The organism is Commensalibacter papalotli (ex Servin-Garciduenas et al. 2014), assembly GCF_000527695.1.
Taxonomy (GTDB): domain Bacteria; phylum Pseudomonadota; class Alphaproteobacteria; order Acetobacterales; family Acetobacteraceae; genus Commensalibacter; species Commensalibacter papalotli.
The window spans coordinates 1-17,240 of sequence record NZ_ATSX01000001.1; the positions used below are offsets into that span (position 1 = coordinate 1).

The window sequence follows — 17,240 nt, forward strand, 5'->3', positions numbered from 1 at the left end:
GGAAGAAGTTGCGATTTGCAGCAACACCAACACCAGCACCACCCAATGCAAGATCACCAGCAAGAAGATGTACGTTCGCACTATCACCAAATTGAACATTACCGTTAGACAGGGTGTTAGTAACACCATTATTTACAATGATATTTGCACTAACACCTGTTGAAAGAGTAGCGTTTGCTTGCACACCTCCTCCGGTTTTAGAGCCAAATGACATTGTCGTGGTGCTTAAAACTAGGTTGTCACCAAATGTTATATTAGTTGAAGACCCATTTAATAACAGTCCTGCACCAGAAAGTTGGATATTAGCATTATTATCAATTGTAATGTTTCCATTATTGGCACCAACTTCCAATGCTCCTGCGCTTAATGTAAAGTTTGAGCCAATATTGGCAGAAGCGTTTTGGTATACACCAAAAGTTCCACCAATTTCCATTACATTATTATTACCAAATTTTGGATTAATTATTGTCCCTGTTGTAGGTCCGACTGTAAAAAAGCTGGAGACAACTTTTATAGATACTTGGTCAGCAGCGCTTACAAAACCAGCAACTGCAGTGCTTGTTGTAGCTCCTAAATACCCGTTTACACTAAGGTAAGAACCTGAAGCTAAGGTTAAAGAGGCTGATGTTTTCTTGGCGGCTGTAGTTGGTGTCGCGATGGTTAGGTTGGCAGCAATTGTACTTCCAACAATAAAAATATTGCCGCGACCAAGATGAACGCCGGCATTACCTGTAATGGCAAAATTTCTGGATTGAGTATCATATATGGCATTTCCAGCGTTAGTACCAGCGGATTCACCAATATAAAACTGATAGTTACCATCTGTCCCGTAATTTGCACCACCATTATACTTTATAGCATATCCTGATTGTGTCGCATTATTTAAAGTAGCCCAAGATGCTCCAGTAGTCGTGGTTGATACGTTATAGGTTGGAAATACAATCGTTGCTGCTGATGGTATTTGTGAATCTCTTTGTTGAATTGTATTTTAATTTGATTCTGATGTGTTATAAATAGATGTAGTCGAATCTTCATCTAATATTGAACTCTCGCTTGTATTGCTGATTGATGCACCATTGAGAATAATAATTTCTGATTCTTGAGAATTTATAGCAGATGATGAATTATTTTCATCATTTAAATTGCTATTTTGATCATCAATTAATGGATCTTGTGTATCGTTTGTCGTCACTAAAATAGCCTTTTAAAATAAATGTTGAAGAGCTTATTTTTTAGTATTTGTATTATTTATTTTGGAGAGAAATATTGATATTTATATTTTATATATAAATTGCTATTATAATATTTAAATTCAAGTATTTTACTTAATTTTATTAGTCAGATATAAATTTAAAAGAATATTAATTTATATAAATTATTGATATTATTAATTTTTTTAAATTATCAACAGGATGGCAAGAAGGTAAAATGTAAGAATTATTGGAATATAAAAAGTAATATAATTCTCGTTATATGAGATATTGTTAAAGAATAAATATCTTTCGACGTGTGAAATATATGTAATTATTACAGAAATATAAAATATTACTGTAATAATGATTAATAATTTTTTGGATATTTAATAAGCTCTCGCCACTCTTTTTCATCTAAACATTTAATACCGATTTCTTTGGCTTTACGAGCCTTGCTTCCGCCATCGACACCTTCTATAACGTAATCAGTTTTGGCAGAAACTGAACTTGTGACTTTTGCGCCTAATCGTTCGGCGATATCTTTAGCCTCTGACCTGGTCATTGTAGATAAGGTGCCTGTAAAGACCAATATTTTACCAAGCAACACGCCCTCTTGTAATGTTTCGACATGTTGAATAGTGAGAACTGTCGCAAGATCATGAAGGGCTTTTTGATTATGTTCTTCGCTAAAAAAAGCAACAAGCTCATCCGCAATTGCGGGGCCAATACCTTCAATTGAGCCTAAGGTTAACCGCTCATCAGATCCAATTTGTCGGGCAGCAAGCATTTCTTTGGTCCAATTTTCATAGGACGTATAATGCTTGGCAAGTATTTTTGCCGTGGCAATACCAATACGGCGTATACCCAAAGCATAGATAAAACGATCTAGCGAAATTGTTTTTTTATTTTCAATCGCAGTTAAAAGATTTTTCAAAGAAAGCGCTGCCCATCCTTCTGAATGCAAGATTTTCTCTTGGTGATTCTGAAGATGAAAAATATCTGCAGGTTGGTGAATGAGGTCTTCATTAAAAAATTCTGTTACAGTTTTTTGTCCCATACCTTCAATATCAAAAGCATCTTTAGAGCAAAAATGGATCAACCGTTCTTCAATTTGTGCATTACAGGTAAGCCCACCTGTACATCGACGAACAACTTCACCTTCTGGCTTTTCTGCATTCGCGCCACAAACAGGACAATGAGTGGGAAATTGAAAAGGATCTGAACGATTTTGTTCTAGGCTAGAGGGATCAACACTTACAATTTGAGGAATCACATCGCCAGCACGTTGTAGAATCACACGATCATTTTCACGTACATCTTTGCGGATGATTTCGTCCTCATTATGCAAAGTGGCACGTGTTACGATAACCCCACCTACATTAATGGGTTCTAACAAAGCTACAGGTGTTAATGCACCTGTCCTGCCAACTTGAATATCAATCTTTTTTAAGCGCGTGATGGCTTGTTCAGCTGGGAATTTCCAGGCAGTTGCCCAACGAGGAGAGCGCCCTATAAACCCAAGGCGTTCTTGTAAATGAATCGCATTAACTTTGTAGACAATGCCGTCAATATCATAAGATAAACCAGAACGTTTAATCATTAAATCTTGTTGAAAGGCCTCGGCTTCTGCTGCATTTTTAACGATTTTGTATAAAGGATTAACTTGGAAGCCCCATGTTTGTAATTTTTTAAGAAAATGATCATGAGTATCAGCAATAGGAGAGCTGACATAACCTTGAGAATAAACAAACAAAGAGAGGGGGCGCGAACGAGTAATTTCAGCATCCAGTTGACGTAAAGAACCTGCGGCTGCATTCCTTGGGTTTGCAAACAAGCGTTTACTGGCTTGTTCTTGTTCTTTGTTTAGCCTAATGAAATCTTCTTTGGAAATATAAACCTCGCCACGTATTTCCATAAGATCTGGTATGTTTCCCATGAGTTGAAGGGGGAGAGCTGCAATTGTTTTAACATTCGAGGTTACATCTTCTCCAACAGTTCCATCACCACGAGTGCTGGCCTTTACTAACTCACCTTTTTCATAAGTTAAATTAATTGAAAGTCCATCAATTTTAGGTTCCGCAACAAAGGATAATTTCTCTAAATCTTCAGTTTTAAGATCTAAATAACGCTGAATACGATTTATAAAATCTTGAAATTCCTCGGCGTTGAATACGTTGTCTAAAGACAACATTGGCACTTTATGCTTACTTTTTTTTAATGCACTATTATTGGCTTGACTGCCAACTGTCTGACTTGGGCTGTTTTTTTTAACAAGTTCGGGGAATAATACTTCAATTTCTTTGTGCCGACGACGTAAAAGATCGTAGGTGGCATCATCAGTTAAGGGATCATCTTGATTATAATAAGCATGATCACATTGATGCAAATAATCTGAAATGACAGATAACTCTTCTTTGGCTTGAGTAAGAGTAAGATTTGAAATTAAGAGAGAATTAAAAGGTGTTTGAAAAGAATTCATTAATTTGATCTATGTAATAAACTGTCTGCTGCGGCTCTGGCTGCGTCGGTGACATGGTTTCCTGCAAGCATACGGGCAATTTCTTCGCGCCGTTCATCAGCACTTAGTTGTTTGGTATGGGTCAGTGTTACCCCATTTTCAATAGTTTTACTAATTTTTAACTGCATATCACCACTCGCAGCAACTTGTGGGCTATGAGTAACAACAAAGACTTGTAAATTTTGTGCTACGTGATGCAATCGATCCCCAATAGCAGACGCTGTGGATCCTCCTACGCCAGAATCAATTTCATCAAATACAAGTGCTGATAAAGTAGATTGTTGGCTTAACACGACTTTCAAAGCCAATAAAAGTCGAGATAACTCGCCCCCTGATGCAGCTTTGTTCAGAGGGGCAGGTGGAACACCTGGGTTAGCCGCGATTAAAAACTGAACTTGATCTTTACCTGTTTGATTCCAAGCTTCATTAGGCAAAGGAGTAATAGATACAAAGAATTTTGCACGATCTAGCTTTAATGGTGTTAACTCTTGAGTGATTGAGTTTTCAAGCTTTTTAGCAACTTTTTTCCGATCAGTTGAAAGCTTTTCAGCCGCATCTTCAAAAGAAGCTCTACATGTAGCGACCTCTTGTTCCAAATCTTTGATTTGATGATTTCCTAGGTCAAGATTTAATAATCTTGTTTCAAAATTTTGTAAAAGGTTGGAAAGTTCATCAATATTGACACCATATTTGCGCCCTGCTGCACGAAGGGAAAATAACCGTTCCTCAATATCGTCTAAAAGTTGAGGGTCAAGGTGAATATCATTAATAATATGATTTACAATATTTTCTGCTTCTCCCAAAGCTTCTTCTGAACGAATAATAGCCTCTAGAGCTTCTTGGATGGCTTGGTCTGTAGATGATAAAGAATTTTGTTCATTCATCGAAGAGGGGAGAAGTTTTTGTAATGATTTACTAGCGTTCAGTAATGCTTGAGCAGGTTGAAAGGCACGGCGATCTTGCGGGGAAAGTTGAGCTAATGCTGAGGTTAACGCCTCTTGACGGCGTTCATCTTGTTGCAGGTTTTTACGCTTTTCAATCAGATCAAGTTCTTCATCGCTTTGAGGGGCAAGTCTTTTTAACTCTTCAACTGACTCTCGTAACCATTCCTCTTCATGCGCTGTTGCTTCGATTGTTGCTCTGAGTGCAGATAGTTTTGCCGTTGCCTCAATCCATTTGGAATAATGAAGTTTTATTTTTTGTAGTAAATTTGTGGATACACCAAAATTATCGAGGATATTGAGATGCCCTCTTGGGTCCATTAACCCAACCTGTTCATGTTGGCCTTGCATTTCCACAAGATTCTGTGAAATTTCTTTTAAAAAATTCAGGCTAACGGGCTGATCGTTAATATAAGCACGGGAACGTCCATCGGCAGCAATAATGCGACGAATGACTAAATTTGTTTCAGAAAGCTCGGCCAGTTCAAAACCTTGCTCGGCCAGTTGTGTATAAACAGGATGAGAAATAGGAACTTCAAAACAGGCCGTTACTGTGGCTTGATTGGTGCCAACTCTTACCAAAGAGGAACTGGCACGTTCACCTAATGCCAATCCAAGGCTATCTAATAGTATAGATTTCCCTGCACCAGTTTCTCCAGTGAAAACTGTTAATCCTCGATCAAAGAATAAATCGAGTTTCTCTATCAAAACAACGTTACGTATAGAGAGTTGTGTTAACATTTATAAAAACTGATGCAAAAAAATGAAATGAATAGTGATCAGAAAAGAGATGTAAAAGAGTTCCATGTGCGGCTGAAGAAACCAGGAGTTTTAGCTGTTGGTTTTTCTGCTTGAGGAGACACAAGTTTATATTTCTTAAGATCATTATAAGTATAACGATACCAAGTACTGTTAGGATAGTTATATCCCAAGATAGAAGCTGTTTTACGAGCTTGATCAGTCAATCCAAGCTTAAGATAAATTTCAACAGAACGATGTAATGCTTCTGCTACATGGTTGGTGGTTTGATAATCAAAAACTACACGTTGAAAGCGCGTAATTGCTGCTTCATAATTTTTTTGTTGCTCGTAAAAACGACCCACTAGCATTTCTTTACCTGCCAAATGGTCACGACAAAGATCAATTTTTAATTGAGCATCACGTGCATAAGAGGTGCCAGGAAAACGATTAACAACGTCGTTTAAAGCACTCAAAGCTTCTAATGTACTTTGCTGATCACGAGAAACGTCTGAAATTCGTTCATAATAACATAATGCGCGCAAATAAAATGCGTAAGGTGCATCAGGGCTATTGGGATGAAGTTGCAAGAAAGTTTCAAGTTGTTTTACAGCGTCTGGATATTTATTTTGTAAGTAAAACGCGTAACCTTGCATTAATTGAGCATTCGGAGCATACCCAGAATAGGGGAAGTTCTCTTGCAACATCTCAAACTGTTTAGTAGCTAGTTTATAATGTTTTGTTTTAATTGCATCGATACCATTATTATAAAGCTGCTCTGGTGTGCCTTGTCTATAGCTCTCTTCAGAGTTATGATCAGCTGCTGCTTTTTTTGCATCTTTGCTACTACCGCCGCCGCATGCGACCAAACTGGTCACAAGCATGACAGAAAAAAAGCCACGTGTTATGTTTTTTAACATATGTAGTTTTGGATTCACTGTAACCACAGTTTGACAACTTTCTGCTTTATTAAAAATGGCACAATACTTAATAATCGAAATATTTTTATATCATGTCATTAGAGAAGTTGAAGTGCTTTCTTTAATAAAAATGAATTTTAATTTAAAGTGAGGTTTTTAAGCCTCTTGTTTTTCTTGTTTTTTATAGAAAAAATTCGGAAAAATTTCTGGTGATGCTGCACGAGTGGTGGATGTGGGTAAATAACACCACGCTTCTTTATCTGACATTAATTTACGTAATAAAAGATTATTAAGTTTATGCCCAGATTTATGCCCGATAAATTCACCATGTATGCGAACATTACTTAATGCTAAATCACCAATAGCATCAAGCATTTTGTGTTTTACAAACTCATTTTTACAACGCAATCCATTCGGATTTAAGATAATATCATCTTCGACAACGATTGCATTATCCAAGCTGCCACCTTTGGCAAGACCCATTTTATGTAGAGTATCAATTTCACTCTTAAGTGTGAAAGTACGGCAATGCGCCAACTCATTTTTGAAATTTTCAGGAGTTAGATGCATTTTAAAAATCTGTTTGCCAATAGCAGCCACAGGAAAATCAATAGATAGGGTCAAAGTTAATCCTTCATAAGTTGAAGGGACTAGCTCTGCAAAAGCATCTTTACTTTCTACACGTACGGTTTTTAGTATTTTAATGCTAGGGATAATAGCCAGTAATGTCTGGCGGCCTGCTTGTTCTAATAAAGCGTTGAATTGAGCAGAGGAACCGTCTAAAACAGGAAGTTCAGGGCCATCACATTCTACAATGATATTATCGATTTGATTGCCCGATAAAGCTGCCATTAAATGTTCAATAGTAGCTATTTTAATTGATGGATTTTTGGGGTTTGCAATAACAGTACTCAGGGTTGTGTCAACAACATTATCATAACAGGCACGAATAGAGATATTGCTCATGTCTGTTCGGCGAAATATTACTCCTGTTCCAGCAGGTGCAGGTAACAGTTTTAGGTTAATATATTTTCCAGAATGTAACCCAATTCCACAACAAGAAATTGGTGTAGATATAGTGTGTTCTGGTGCAATATAGGATTGAGTCAATGGAAGATGAGACCAGATAGAACGACGTGGTATATTAGTTGGTCTTGGCAAAGATTTAATTTGCATTCTATCCATAGTCTTTTCCAATCTTAATTAATAATAACCTTAAAAAGAGCGATATCTTAATGTATATGTAGAGGGGAAATTGGAAGAATGCCAGTCAAAGATTATTGCATAGTGTTACGCAAGATTATTAAATACTTATAAAAAAGACCTCTAAATTATTATCTAGAGGTCTTTTTTATAGCTCATCAATTAAGATTTTCTTCTTAAAAAGGCTGGAATATCAAGGCCATCCTCGTCTATTTTAGATTGGCTTTCGTTATGAGAGCGGGCTTGACCTTCTGTGTTATTAACCATAGAGGGTTCATTTTTCCCAAGTTCAGCTTGTGATGCAGAAGGGTTTTTATTTCCGCGTAGTGCCCCAGTTACAATACCAAATAAGCTTCTTGATGGTGGAGGGGCAGTGTCATCCTGACGATGATGAGGATCTGAGAACAAACCTGAACGAGGTGATGCTTTAGAAGCACGCTCTGGAATCGCATCGGGAGAGGGTGCGCGAGGCTCATCATTATTTTTGTAAGAACTGTTTTGTTCAATAACAGCTTCTGTTTTTGCTGGCGCAGCAGGTTTTACTGTTTGAGGAGGCTCTTGATAGTTAATAGGTTCAGGAATTTTTTGTGAAGTGTGAGTTGCTTCTGTAGAAGAAGGTGTTGTGTTTTGAGGCGCAGCCTCTACAGCAACATTTTTTTCTTGTTCGCTCGGCTGTGGCTGTGGGGCTGTAGGTGTTTGTTTTTCGTATTGAACAGGGCTGTCAATACCTGTAGCAACAACAGAAACACGAATTTTTCCAGTTAGATTTTCATCAATTGCAGAACCAAAGATAATATTGGCATCATCAGCGACTTCTTCACGAATACGATTCGCAGCTTGATCAACTTCGAATAGGGTAAGATCATCACCACCCGTAATGTTGATTAATAATCCTTTTGCCCCAGCCATAGAGGTATCTTCTAATAAAGGATTAGAGATTGCGGATTCTGCTGCACGAATAGCTCTATTTTCGCCCTCTACTTCGCCTGTTCCCATCATTGCTTTACCCATTTCCGCCATAACGGTGCGGATATCAGCAAAGTCAAGATTAACAAGGCCAGGTGACATCATCAAGTCTGTTACCCCTTTAACGCCCATATACAAAACTTCATCAGCCATTTTAAACGCATCTTTCCAAGTTGTGTTTTCAGTTGCTGTGCGGAAAAGATTTTGGTTCGGAATAACGATTAAAGTATCAACAAATTGTTGAAGTTCGGCAATGCCTGTTTCTGCAAGGCGAGCTCTTCTGGCACCTTCAAAGGTAAAAGGTTTTGTTACGACACCCACTGTCAGGATTCCACGTTCACGTGCCATACGTGCAATTACGGGGGCTGCACCAGTTCCTGTTCCACCACCCATACCAGCAGTGATAAATACCATATGAACATTTTCCATATGACGGGCAATTTCTTCTGCTGCTTCTTCTGCGGCGGCACGACCAATATCAGGCTTTGCACCAGCACCTAACCCTTGGGTTAAATGAGGACCCAGTTGAATACGATTATCAGAAAGGCTCTTCATTAGTTGCTGTGCATCTGTATTCGCAACAACGAATTCGACCCCTTTGAGCTGCAAAAGAATCATATTATCAACGGCATTTGTGCCACCACCACCGACACCAAAAACTGTGATACGAGGTGTAAAATCAGCATAGGTAGGTTGTGGAATTGTCAAATTGAGTGTCATGGATATCCTCGAACCAAGTATAGCTTTGTGTTTTGAAAACAGGATACATCAGAAAAGTGTTAGAATCCAAAGAAATATTTATATATGTACACGGATAAACTCAACAAGCTTTTTCAAAAAGCCTTCTGATTTTTTTTCAAAAAAATCAAGATCAGCTAAAGTTCGACCATCTCCTGCCGCCCAGGCCAATAATCCCGCGGCAGTTGAAAAAGCAGCAGAATTTGCAGTATCGTCTGGTAAACCTATGATATTATTCGGTTTTCCTAAGCGAATTTGACGATTTAAAATGCGTGCAGCCAATGGTCCAAGGCCATCCAAGAGTGATCCGCCGCCTGTTAAAATTACTCTACCATTGGCAGCATTTCCGACATTTGCATTATCCAGACGGTCTCTGACAAGTTCTAAAGTTTCTTCGATTCGGGGGCGAATAATAGAAATTACTCTTGATAGCGGTATTTTTGTCACAACTTCATAGTCATCATCGCCTATCATTTGAATCGGAAGTTGTTGATATTCATCGTCATAAGAGTATTCCGCACTGCCCCACATCGTTTTCAACCATTCAGCTGTATCAATAGATGTGGATAGAATCCCTGCAATGTCTCTGGTAATATGGGACCCACCAATTGGGATTTGCGAGGTATAAAGAAGTTGGTTTTCGCCAAAAATACCAAGAGAAGTTGTTCCGCCTCCCATATCAACAATTGTCGCCCCTAAATCACGTTCGTCTGGTGCCATAACAGCTAATCCAGCTGCTAATGGCGAAGAAATGATTGCTTCAATTTGTAATTCCGCACGCATTAATACAGTGGCAAGGTTACGTAGGGCGGTTGCAGATGTATCGATAATATGTAGGCGAGTGCTTAAAAGCTCGCATTGATGACCACGAGGATCTTCCACACCAGAAGTTTCATCAACATCAAATGCCAAGGGTAGAGCGTGAATAATTTCTCTACCATCTATTTGTGCTCTTAAAACACCTTCATTCACAAGCCGGTAAATATCGTGATTATTAACTTCTCTGCCGCCAATAGGCCAGTCAACATTAAAAAGCTGGCTTTGAGGTTTCCCTCCAGAGAGATTAACATAAATCTTACTTAATCTGCGTTCAGCTGCCTCTTCAGCTTGGCCGACAGCAGAGCGAATTGCACGTTCAGCTGCTTCAAGGTTTACAATTCCACCTTGTTTAACTCCATGAGATCTGCGCCAACCATAGCCTAAAACTTGTAATTGACCATTTGGCTTTCCTTGGCCAATAAGACAAGTAATTTTATTACTGCCAATATCTAAAACACCAAAAACACCAGGAAGCCAATCCTTTTTATAGGGCAAATCGTCAGGAGGAAAGACACGGCTTTTTACTAACTGTCTGGATTGTGCTACGGCCAAAGCATTCTTGTCATGATTTGTATTAGTGTTTTTTCTTTGCGCTTTTTTCTGAGAAGAAGCTAGCTTACTCATGACATTTACCCTGATTATAAAACGGAATGATGAAAGTGTAGTTTTTTATGGTGTTGATTGCGTACTGGTATTATCACCGTTTATATTTTGTGAATCTTCTTTTTGTTTGTTTATATAGTCTTTGTCTTCTGTAATAACTAATCGATCTGCTTGACGCAAATCAATAATTTTTATTGGGCGATCTAATATCTGAATGTCTTTTTGCAAACGGTTTAAACGTTGAATTGCTGGTAGCTCTTGATTTTCTGGTAATTTTACAGTGGTACCATTTTTTAAATCCAGATTCCATCGTCTATTACCAACACGAACTGCGGCAACGACATGTTTTTTGATGTCAGGTTGAGAAGATAAAATATCAAGAAGTTCAGCACCGTCTGTATTAGCACCATAACCAACAACTAATGGAAGCTTTAAAAAAGCTTGCCCATCTTTACCACTCATACCATGATCATTCACAATTTGGCCTTTACGATCAATCAATTTAAATTGGCCATTATGTTGCCATACAGCAAAAGGTTTACGCTCAGTAATATGAATAATAATTGTATTAGGTAATTGTCGTTTTAATAAAGCGGTTTCAACAAAAGGTAGCTCGTCCAGACGTTGTTGAGCATCATTGACGGAAAAATTAAAAATAGAATCTCCGATGTGAATGCCCAAAGCTTCTTTAACCTCATCCTCAGAGGTCAAATCACATCCCGTAATAATAATTTTCGTAATTTTCATAGGTAAAATACTGCTTACTTTACCTACGATGACTGAGTATTGTTGATCAGAAGCCAAGCGAGCGATAAACCATCCCCCACCGCCAAGAATGCCAAAAATCACAATTAAAAAAATAAAAGGGCGCAATAATCGCCTTGACCGCCGAAAAGCAATTTTACTTTTCGATGGTCGATCATTTTGATAATCAGGACGTTTTCTCATGCTCGACATTTAGCATGTTCCACTAGCCAAGAGCAGAGATCAGGATAAGAAATACCACAATATTGTGCTTGCTCAGGTAATAAAGAGGTTTTGGTCATACCAGGTTGAGTATTGACTTCTAGTATATAAAGTGCGCCTGGATGATCAGAGGTTTCTTGTGAATTATCATAACGAAAATCCGTTCTGGAAACAGGATAACACCCTAGAATTTTATGTGCTTGTTGAGCATAATCTATAGCTTTTTGAAACGCCTTTGGATGTATTTGTGCGGGCAAAATATGTTTTGATTCTCCAGCCGTATATTTAGAGGTATAATCATAAAACACATGCGTGCCAGAGGAAATATCTGTGATGGTTAAAGCTTTATCTCTCATAACACATACAGTTAATTCTTTTCCTGGGATAAATTGCTCAACAAGGACATTGTCGCCAAAGTGCCATTCTTTTATAATTTTTTGACGGCGCTTTTTTCGTTCTTGTGCATCTGTTTCATTGACTATATACACCCCAACTGAAGAGCCTTCCTCTATAGGTTTGATAACATAAGGCGAGGGTAAGGGATCTTGGTGAGCCAGCTCGTGGACAGGGATTACTTTACCTGTGGCAACAGGTAGTCCTGAATCAGCCAATAGAATACGAGTTATTTGTTTGTTCATTGCTATGGCAGAGGAACAAATACCACCGTGAGTATAAGGGATGTTCATCCATTCCAAAACACCTTGGATCGCTCCATCTTCTCCAAAACGACCATGTAATGCGTTAAACACGATATCAGGTTTTTGTTCTTTTAAACATTGAATGATCTGCTCAAGGTCATCATTAGCCACAAGATCACTGACTTGATAACCAGTCTCTTTAAGCGCTTCGATAATATTGCTGCCACTGGCTAGGCTGACTTCACGTTCAGAAGAAATTCCACCACGAAGAACGGTTACATGTTTTTTGGACATTTGAATACTTTCTTATTGTTGTAATGGACGACCAATGCGTTTGATTTCCCAGTGAAGTGCAATAGAGAATTGATCCATAACGCGCTTTTTCAGTTCTTCACCCAGATTCTCAATATCAGCCGCTGTCGCTGTACCAGTATTTATTAAAAAATTACAATGTTTTTCACTGACTTGCGCGCCACCGATGGTTAAGCCTCTGCCGCTAACCATGTCAATCAACTGCCATGCTTTATATTCTGAAACTGAAGGGTCAGGATTGCGGAAGGTCGATCCGCCTGTGCGAGATCGAATGGGTTGTGAGTCTTCTCGTTGCTTTTTAATAGCATTCATTGCTTGAATAATTTTTTCTTTGTCCCCAGGTAGCCCTTGTAGGCGTGCTTTGGTAACTATGGCATCTTGTGGCAAAGTGGAGTGGCGATAGCTCAGCCCAAGCTCGCTGACAGATAAACGAATTAATTTGCCTTCGCGGGTAATAATCTCTATCCAATCAAGGATGTTGGACAGTTCTGAACCATGTGCTCCTGCATTCATTTTGACAGCTCCACCAATAGAGCCAGGAATACCAATTAAGAATTCTAATCCTTTAATTCCTGTCGCAGCGGCATGTTCAGCAACAACAGTGTCAAGACATGCGGCACCTACGATAAATCCATCTTGATCAGGAATGATTTCATTAAACCCTTTGCGGAGTTGAAAATTAACGCCTGGAATACCGCCATCACGGATTAATAAATTTGAAGTTGCGCCCAAAGTAAAGATAGGCCACTCCAAAGGGAGTCGGTATAAAATATATGCAAGGTCTTCATCATTGGCAGGATTAATCAAAATTTCTGCATTTCCGCCTACTCTGAACCAGCTGCGTACATTAAGAGGAACATCAAAATTGATCTTTCCCTGCAGTTTTGGCAGTAAATCAGAAAATGCTTCTTTGGTAAAAAGACCTTGTTGCATATTCTATCCCTTTAAGTGCTTTCTTGTTGTAATTTTTTAAGTTGCTCTGGTAAAGCATGTGCCCAATAGGTTACAGATCCAGCCCCCAGGAAAATTACTACGTCACCAGGCTCTGCAATGGCATTAATCATTTCCGCTAATTGATCAGGATGGGGCAAAGCGACTACAGATTGGTGTCCATGAGCACGTAATCCTTCGATCAAAGCATCACGATCGAAATCAGGAATAGGATCTTCACCAGCTGCATATACATCTGCCACAATAACGGTGCTGGCATCATTCATACAAGAACAAAATTCAGTAAATAAATCCCGTAAGCGTGTATAGCGGTGAGGCTGTACTACGGCAATTACATTATTTGATGTTGCTTGGCGTGCTGCTTTTAATACGGCAGAGATTTCAACGGGATGATGACCATAATCATCAATAATGCTGATTTTTCCAACTTCTCCAACACGAGTAAAGCGACGTTGAACGCCTTTAAATGCAGCAAATGCAGAACGAATATTGTCTTCGCTGATATCCATTTCCAAAGCAACAGCAATCGCAGCCAGTGCATTTTGTACATTATGCTGGCCCAGCATCGGTAAACGGAAAGGCCCAATGCGACGGTTAATTTGTTTATGACGGTTGGTGACAACAACGTCAAAAGTTGTACCTAGTTTGTCGGCAATAATTTTATCTGCACGAACATCAGCTTGAGGGGAAAAACCATAGGTAATAAGCCTGCGATCTGAAAGGTTTGGCAGCATTTTTTGCACGCCAGGATGGTCTATACAAAGAACAGCAAAACCATAAAAAGGAATATTGGATACAAATTGATGATAGGCGTTTTCCATAGCTTCTGGCGTGCCCCAATGATCCATATGTTCTGGGTCCATATTGGTGACAATCGCAATGACTACAGGAAGATGTAAGAACGAACCATCACTTTCATCGGCCTCAACAACCATCCAGTCCCCAGATCCCATTCTCGTATTGGTGCCATAGGCCTCGATAATACCCCCGTTAATGACAGTGGGGTCCAGTTTTGCGTACTCTAATAAAGTAGCAACCATACTGGTGGTTGTGGTTTTTCCATGAGTGCCTCCAACGGCAATGGACCAACGTAAACGCATTAACTCGGCCAGCATTTCTGCTCTGCGAACCACAGGAATAAATCTGGAACGTGCCTCAACAATTTCAGGATTATCTTTTTTGATTGCTGAAGAAATAACGACAACTTGAGCTTGGCCGACATTTTCCGCACTGTGACCAATATGAACAACAATGCCGAGTTTACGAAGACGTAATACATTTGCATTTTCTGACATATCTGACCCTTGGATTTTATATCCCAGATAATGTAAAGTCTCAGCAATACCGGACATGCCAATACCACCAATTCCTACAAAATGAATAGTGCCAATCGAAAGGGGAAGAGATCTCATAATTGCGGTGCTTTCTTTCTGAAATAATCGTCAAGGAGTTTATATGGTGATACTGGATTCTATTAAATCTGCCAATTCTTTTGCAGCATTAGGATAAATAAGTTTATGGGATTGGGCGGCTGTTGTTAATTTCTCAGAATGGTTTAGCAAGTCTGTTAATAAGGCGTTTAACCCAGTAACTGAGAATTCGCTTTGATCAATTACCCACGCTGAACCTTCTTGCTCTAGAGCTTTGGCATTATAGTCTTGTTCTTTATTTGCAGCAAATGGATAAGGAATTAAAATTGCAGGTTTTCCTGCTAAGGATAATTCTGAAACTGAGGAACCACCAGCACGGCCAACAACCAGATGTGCTTGTTTTAAAATAGAAGCGACATCTTTTAAGAACGGTGCAAGAGTAGCTTGTATTTGTGCTCTTTTATAAATTTGCTTAACATGATCCAAATCTTCTTTACGCACTTGTTGTGTAATACGTAACTTTTGTTTGATCTCAACAGGCAGGTTTTCTAAAGCATAAGGAACGATCTCGCCTAAGATCTTAGCTCCTAAAGAGCCTCCCCAAATCACTAAATTAATTGTATCTGTCGGGGCTTGATAAACAGAAGGATAAAGTGCCGTAATATCGGGGCGAACAGGAAGTCCCGTTTTCTTTACAGGAATTTTTTTGGAAATGCCTGTAACCTCTGGAAAAGATGTTGCAATAGTATCGGCAAAGTAAGACAACATTGCATTAGCCTTACCAATAATGGCATTACCTTCATGTAATATAATCTTTGGACGTTTTTTCTTGGGTAATAAGCGTGCCGCTGCAAGTGGAGGAATGGAAGGATATCCACCAAAACCAATAATGACGCTTACAGGGTTTTTTTGTAATATTTTACGAGCCTGAGAAATACCCTTTAAAAGTTCCAACCCATTATGAATTTTTTGTCCAATAGATTTTTTTGCAATTCCCCCACCATCAATGACGAATTGCTGGATATCATCCCATTCTGCTAATTGAGGATCTTCTATTCGTTTATCCGTCATAAACAAGATCGGATAGTTTCTTTCTCTTAGTTGCATAGCTAATGCTTTGGCAGGAAAGAAGTGCCCCCCTGTTCCCCCAGCAACAATGCCGATTTTTGGTTTATTCATCGTACGAGGTTTCTCTTGCTAAAAGGTTGATTGTTATTTTTAAAGAATTTTGGAGATTCTACCCGTTTTCGTGTTAATGCGAGAACCATACCAATAGTAAAAGCAACGGATAAAGCCGAGGATCCCCCATAAGAAATAAATGGCAGCGTCATTCCTTTGGTTGGAATCAGATGTAACGTTGATCCCATATTAATAAAGGCTTGTAGCCCAAAACCTGTAATTAATCCAGAGGTTGCTAAAACTACAAAAGGATCATCTTCTTTGATAAGTTTTAGCAGAGTTCTGGAAACAATAAAGCAAAAAAGAAAGATAATGATACAACAAACAACCATACCATACTCTTCTCCAGCAACAGCAAAAACAAAGTCAGCATGCGCATCAGGTAGCAAGTCTTTGACACGTCCTTCACCAGGACCACGCCCCCATAATCCACCATTCCCAAAAGCACGTAAAGCAGTATCAATTTGATAATGATCACCGACTTCAGGATGTAAAAACCGTTCTACGCGTGAACGCACGTGGGGTAATACTACGTAGGCACCGATAAAAGCAGCAATCATTCCGCCAAAACCAGAAAAAATCCAGAACATGTTTAATCCGTTGATAAAAAGCTGTGTTAACAGAACAGCAGTAATAACGGCTAACATACCAATATCAGGTTGGGATTTTAGAATAAATAAAATCACACCATAAAATCCCAAAGCAATCAGAATTCCAGGTATATAAAAACGCATTTTCCATTGCGTTAGCAACCATGCAGTAAAAATTGCAAAACAGGGTTTTAAAAACTCAGAAGGTTGTAAGGACATAATTGGTAAAGCAATCCAACGTTTTGCTCCTTTAATATCCATTCCATGAACCAACGTATATGCCGTGGCAGCAATAGCAAGAAATGTGCCTAAAATACTGAGTTTTTTGATCCCTTCAGTTGATAACATTGAAACAACAATAATAGTTAAAGCTGCAATGCTTAGAAACATGACCTGTTTGAAAATAAATACATCTCTTGAAGCCCCAATACGTTGAGCCACGGCAGGGCTTGCGGCCATCATTAAAATATAACCAAAACCAATTAACAGACCTACAGAACCAAGCGTCCAATGGTCAACATTACGCCACCACCGTGCAAGTAACGAATTATCAGTGCGGGAAATTCCTGACATTAATTTGGGCCTTTAATTCTTG

Annotated in this window: 14 protein-coding genes; all 14 read right to left on the minus strand. The window is 38.9% G+C overall.

The features are described 5' to 3' along the window. Window positions 1–433, minus strand: a 433-nt coding sequence (locus tag COMX_RS00005) for a hypothetical protein (protein WP_034335562.1), incomplete at its 3' end; no start/stop codon positions are given. A gap of 555 nt (window positions 434–988) precedes the next feature. Next, window positions 989–1,192 carry a hypothetical protein gene (locus tag COMX_RS00015; RefSeq protein ID WP_034335568.1) on the minus strand — a complete coding sequence of 68 codons (204 nt, stop codon included), beginning with the start codon at window positions 1,190–1,192 and terminating at the stop codon, window positions 989–991. Between the two features lie 368 nt (window positions 1,193–1,560). Beyond that, window positions 1,561–3,672, minus strand: a complete 2,112-nt coding sequence (gene ligA / locus COMX_RS00020; RefSeq protein WP_034335571.1) for an NAD-dependent DNA ligase LigA — start codon at window positions 3,670–3,672, stop codon at window positions 1,561–1,563. Further along, a complete protein-coding gene (gene recN, locus COMX_RS00025) occupies window positions 3,672–5,393 on the minus strand; it encodes a DNA repair protein RecN (RefSeq protein WP_034335574.1) in 1,722 nt (573 codons plus the stop codon). The genes ligA and recN overlap by 1 nt, the downstream gene beginning before the upstream one ends. A gap of 38 nt (window positions 5,394–5,431) precedes the next feature. Then, window positions 5,432–6,310 carry an outer membrane protein assembly factor BamD gene (locus COMX_RS00030; protein ID WP_235176792.1) on the minus strand — a complete coding sequence of 293 codons (879 nt, stop codon included), beginning with the start codon at window positions 6,308–6,310 and terminating at the stop codon, window positions 5,432–5,434. 156 nt (window positions 6,311–6,466) lie between these two features. Beyond that, complete coding sequence (gene lpxC / locus COMX_RS00035) at window positions 6,467–7,495, minus strand: UDP-3-O-acyl-N-acetylglucosamine deacetylase (RefSeq protein ID WP_034335577.1); 1,029 nt, start codon at window positions 7,493–7,495, stop codon at window positions 6,467–6,469. Between the two features lie 180 nt (window positions 7,496–7,675). Further along, on the minus strand, window positions 7,676–9,199 hold the full coding sequence (ftsZ, locus tag COMX_RS00040) for a cell division protein FtsZ (protein ID WP_034335580.1): 1,524 nt from the start codon (window positions 9,197–9,199) through the stop codon (window positions 7,676–7,678). Window positions 9,200–9,277: 78 nt separating this feature from the next. Next, a complete protein-coding gene (ftsA, locus tag COMX_RS00045; RefSeq protein ID WP_034335583.1) occupies window positions 9,278–10,660 on the minus strand; it encodes a cell division protein FtsA in 1,383 nt (460 codons plus the stop codon). A 45-nt stretch (window positions 10,661–10,705) separates the two neighbouring features. Then, on the minus strand, window positions 10,706–11,596 hold the full coding sequence (locus COMX_RS00050) for a cell division protein FtsQ/DivIB (protein ID WP_084051479.1): 891 nt from the start codon (window positions 11,594–11,596) through the stop codon (window positions 10,706–10,708). Then, entirely contained in the window at window positions 11,584–12,537 is a 954-nt protein-coding gene (locus COMX_RS00055; protein WP_034335586.1) for a D-alanine--D-alanine ligase, read from the minus strand. Before COMX_RS00055 ends, COMX_RS00050 begins: the two co-directional genes overlap by 13 nt. A gap of 12 nt (window positions 12,538–12,549) precedes the next feature. Beyond that, a complete protein-coding gene (gene murB / locus COMX_RS00060; protein ID WP_034335589.1) occupies window positions 12,550–13,488 on the minus strand; it encodes a UDP-N-acetylmuramate dehydrogenase in 939 nt (312 codons plus the stop codon). An 11-nt stretch (window positions 13,489–13,499) separates the two neighbouring features. Beyond that, window positions 13,500–14,918 (minus strand): UDP-N-acetylmuramate--L-alanine ligase, encoded by a 1,419-nt coding sequence (murC, locus tag COMX_RS00065; protein WP_034335593.1) that lies wholly within the window; start codon window positions 14,916–14,918, stop codon window positions 13,500–13,502. A 39-nt stretch (window positions 14,919–14,957) separates the two neighbouring features. Beyond that, complete coding sequence (murG, locus tag COMX_RS00070; protein ID WP_034335596.1) at window positions 14,958–16,055, minus strand: undecaprenyldiphospho-muramoylpentapeptide beta-N-acetylglucosaminyltransferase; 1,098 nt, start codon at window positions 16,053–16,055, stop codon at window positions 14,958–14,960. Then, window positions 16,052–17,218, minus strand: coding sequence for an FtsW/RodA/SpoVE family cell cycle protein (locus tag COMX_RS00075; protein WP_034335599.1), 1,167 nt, complete (start codon window positions 17,216–17,218; stop codon window positions 16,052–16,054). The genes murG and COMX_RS00075 overlap by 4 nt, the downstream gene beginning before the upstream one ends. Between the last annotated feature and the right edge of the window lie 22 nt (window positions 17,219–17,240).

Excerpts from the sequence above, each read along its gene's own strand:
- recN (WP_034335574.1), bottom strand. The coding sequence starts at position 5,393 with ATGTTAACACAACTCTCTATACGTAACGTTGTTTTGATAGAGAAACTC.
- ftsZ (WP_034335580.1), bottom strand. The coding sequence starts at position 9,199 with ATGACACTCAATTTGACAATTCCACAACCTACCTATGCTGATTTTACA.
- COMX_RS00075 (WP_034335599.1), bottom strand. The coding sequence starts at position 17,218 with ATGTCAGGAATTTCCCGCACTGATAATTCGTTACTTGCACGGTGGTGG.
- lpxC (WP_034335577.1), bottom strand. The coding sequence starts at position 7,495 with ATGGATAGAATGCAAATTAAATCTTTGCCAAGACCAACTAATATACCA.
- COMX_RS00030 (WP_235176792.1), bottom strand. The coding sequence starts at position 6,310 with ATGTTAAAAAACATAACACGTGGCTTTTTTTCTGTCATGCTTGTGACC.
- ligA (WP_034335571.1), bottom strand. The coding sequence starts at position 3,672 with ATGAATTCTTTTCAAACACCTTTTAATTCTCTCTTAATTTCAAATCTT.
- COMX_RS00055 (WP_034335586.1), bottom strand. The coding sequence starts at position 12,537 with ATGTCCAAAAAACATGTAACCGTTCTTCGTGGTGGAATTTCTTCTGAA.
- murC (WP_034335593.1), bottom strand. The coding sequence starts at position 14,918 with ATGAGATCTCTTCCCCTTTCGATTGGCACTATTCATTTTGTAGGAATT.
- ftsA (WP_034335583.1), bottom strand. The coding sequence starts at position 10,660 with ATGAGTAAGCTAGCTTCTTCTCAGAAAAAAGCGCAAAGAAAAAACACT.
- murB (WP_034335589.1), bottom strand. The coding sequence starts at position 13,488 with ATGCAACAAGGTCTTTTTACCAAAGAAGCATTTTCTGATTTACTGCCA.
- murG (WP_034335596.1), bottom strand. The coding sequence starts at position 16,055 with ATGAATAAACCAAAAATCGGCATTGTTGCTGGGGGAACAGGGGGGCAC.
- COMX_RS00050 (WP_084051479.1), bottom strand. The coding sequence starts at position 11,596 with ATGTCGAGCATGAGAAAACGTCCTGATTATCAAAATGATCGACCATCG.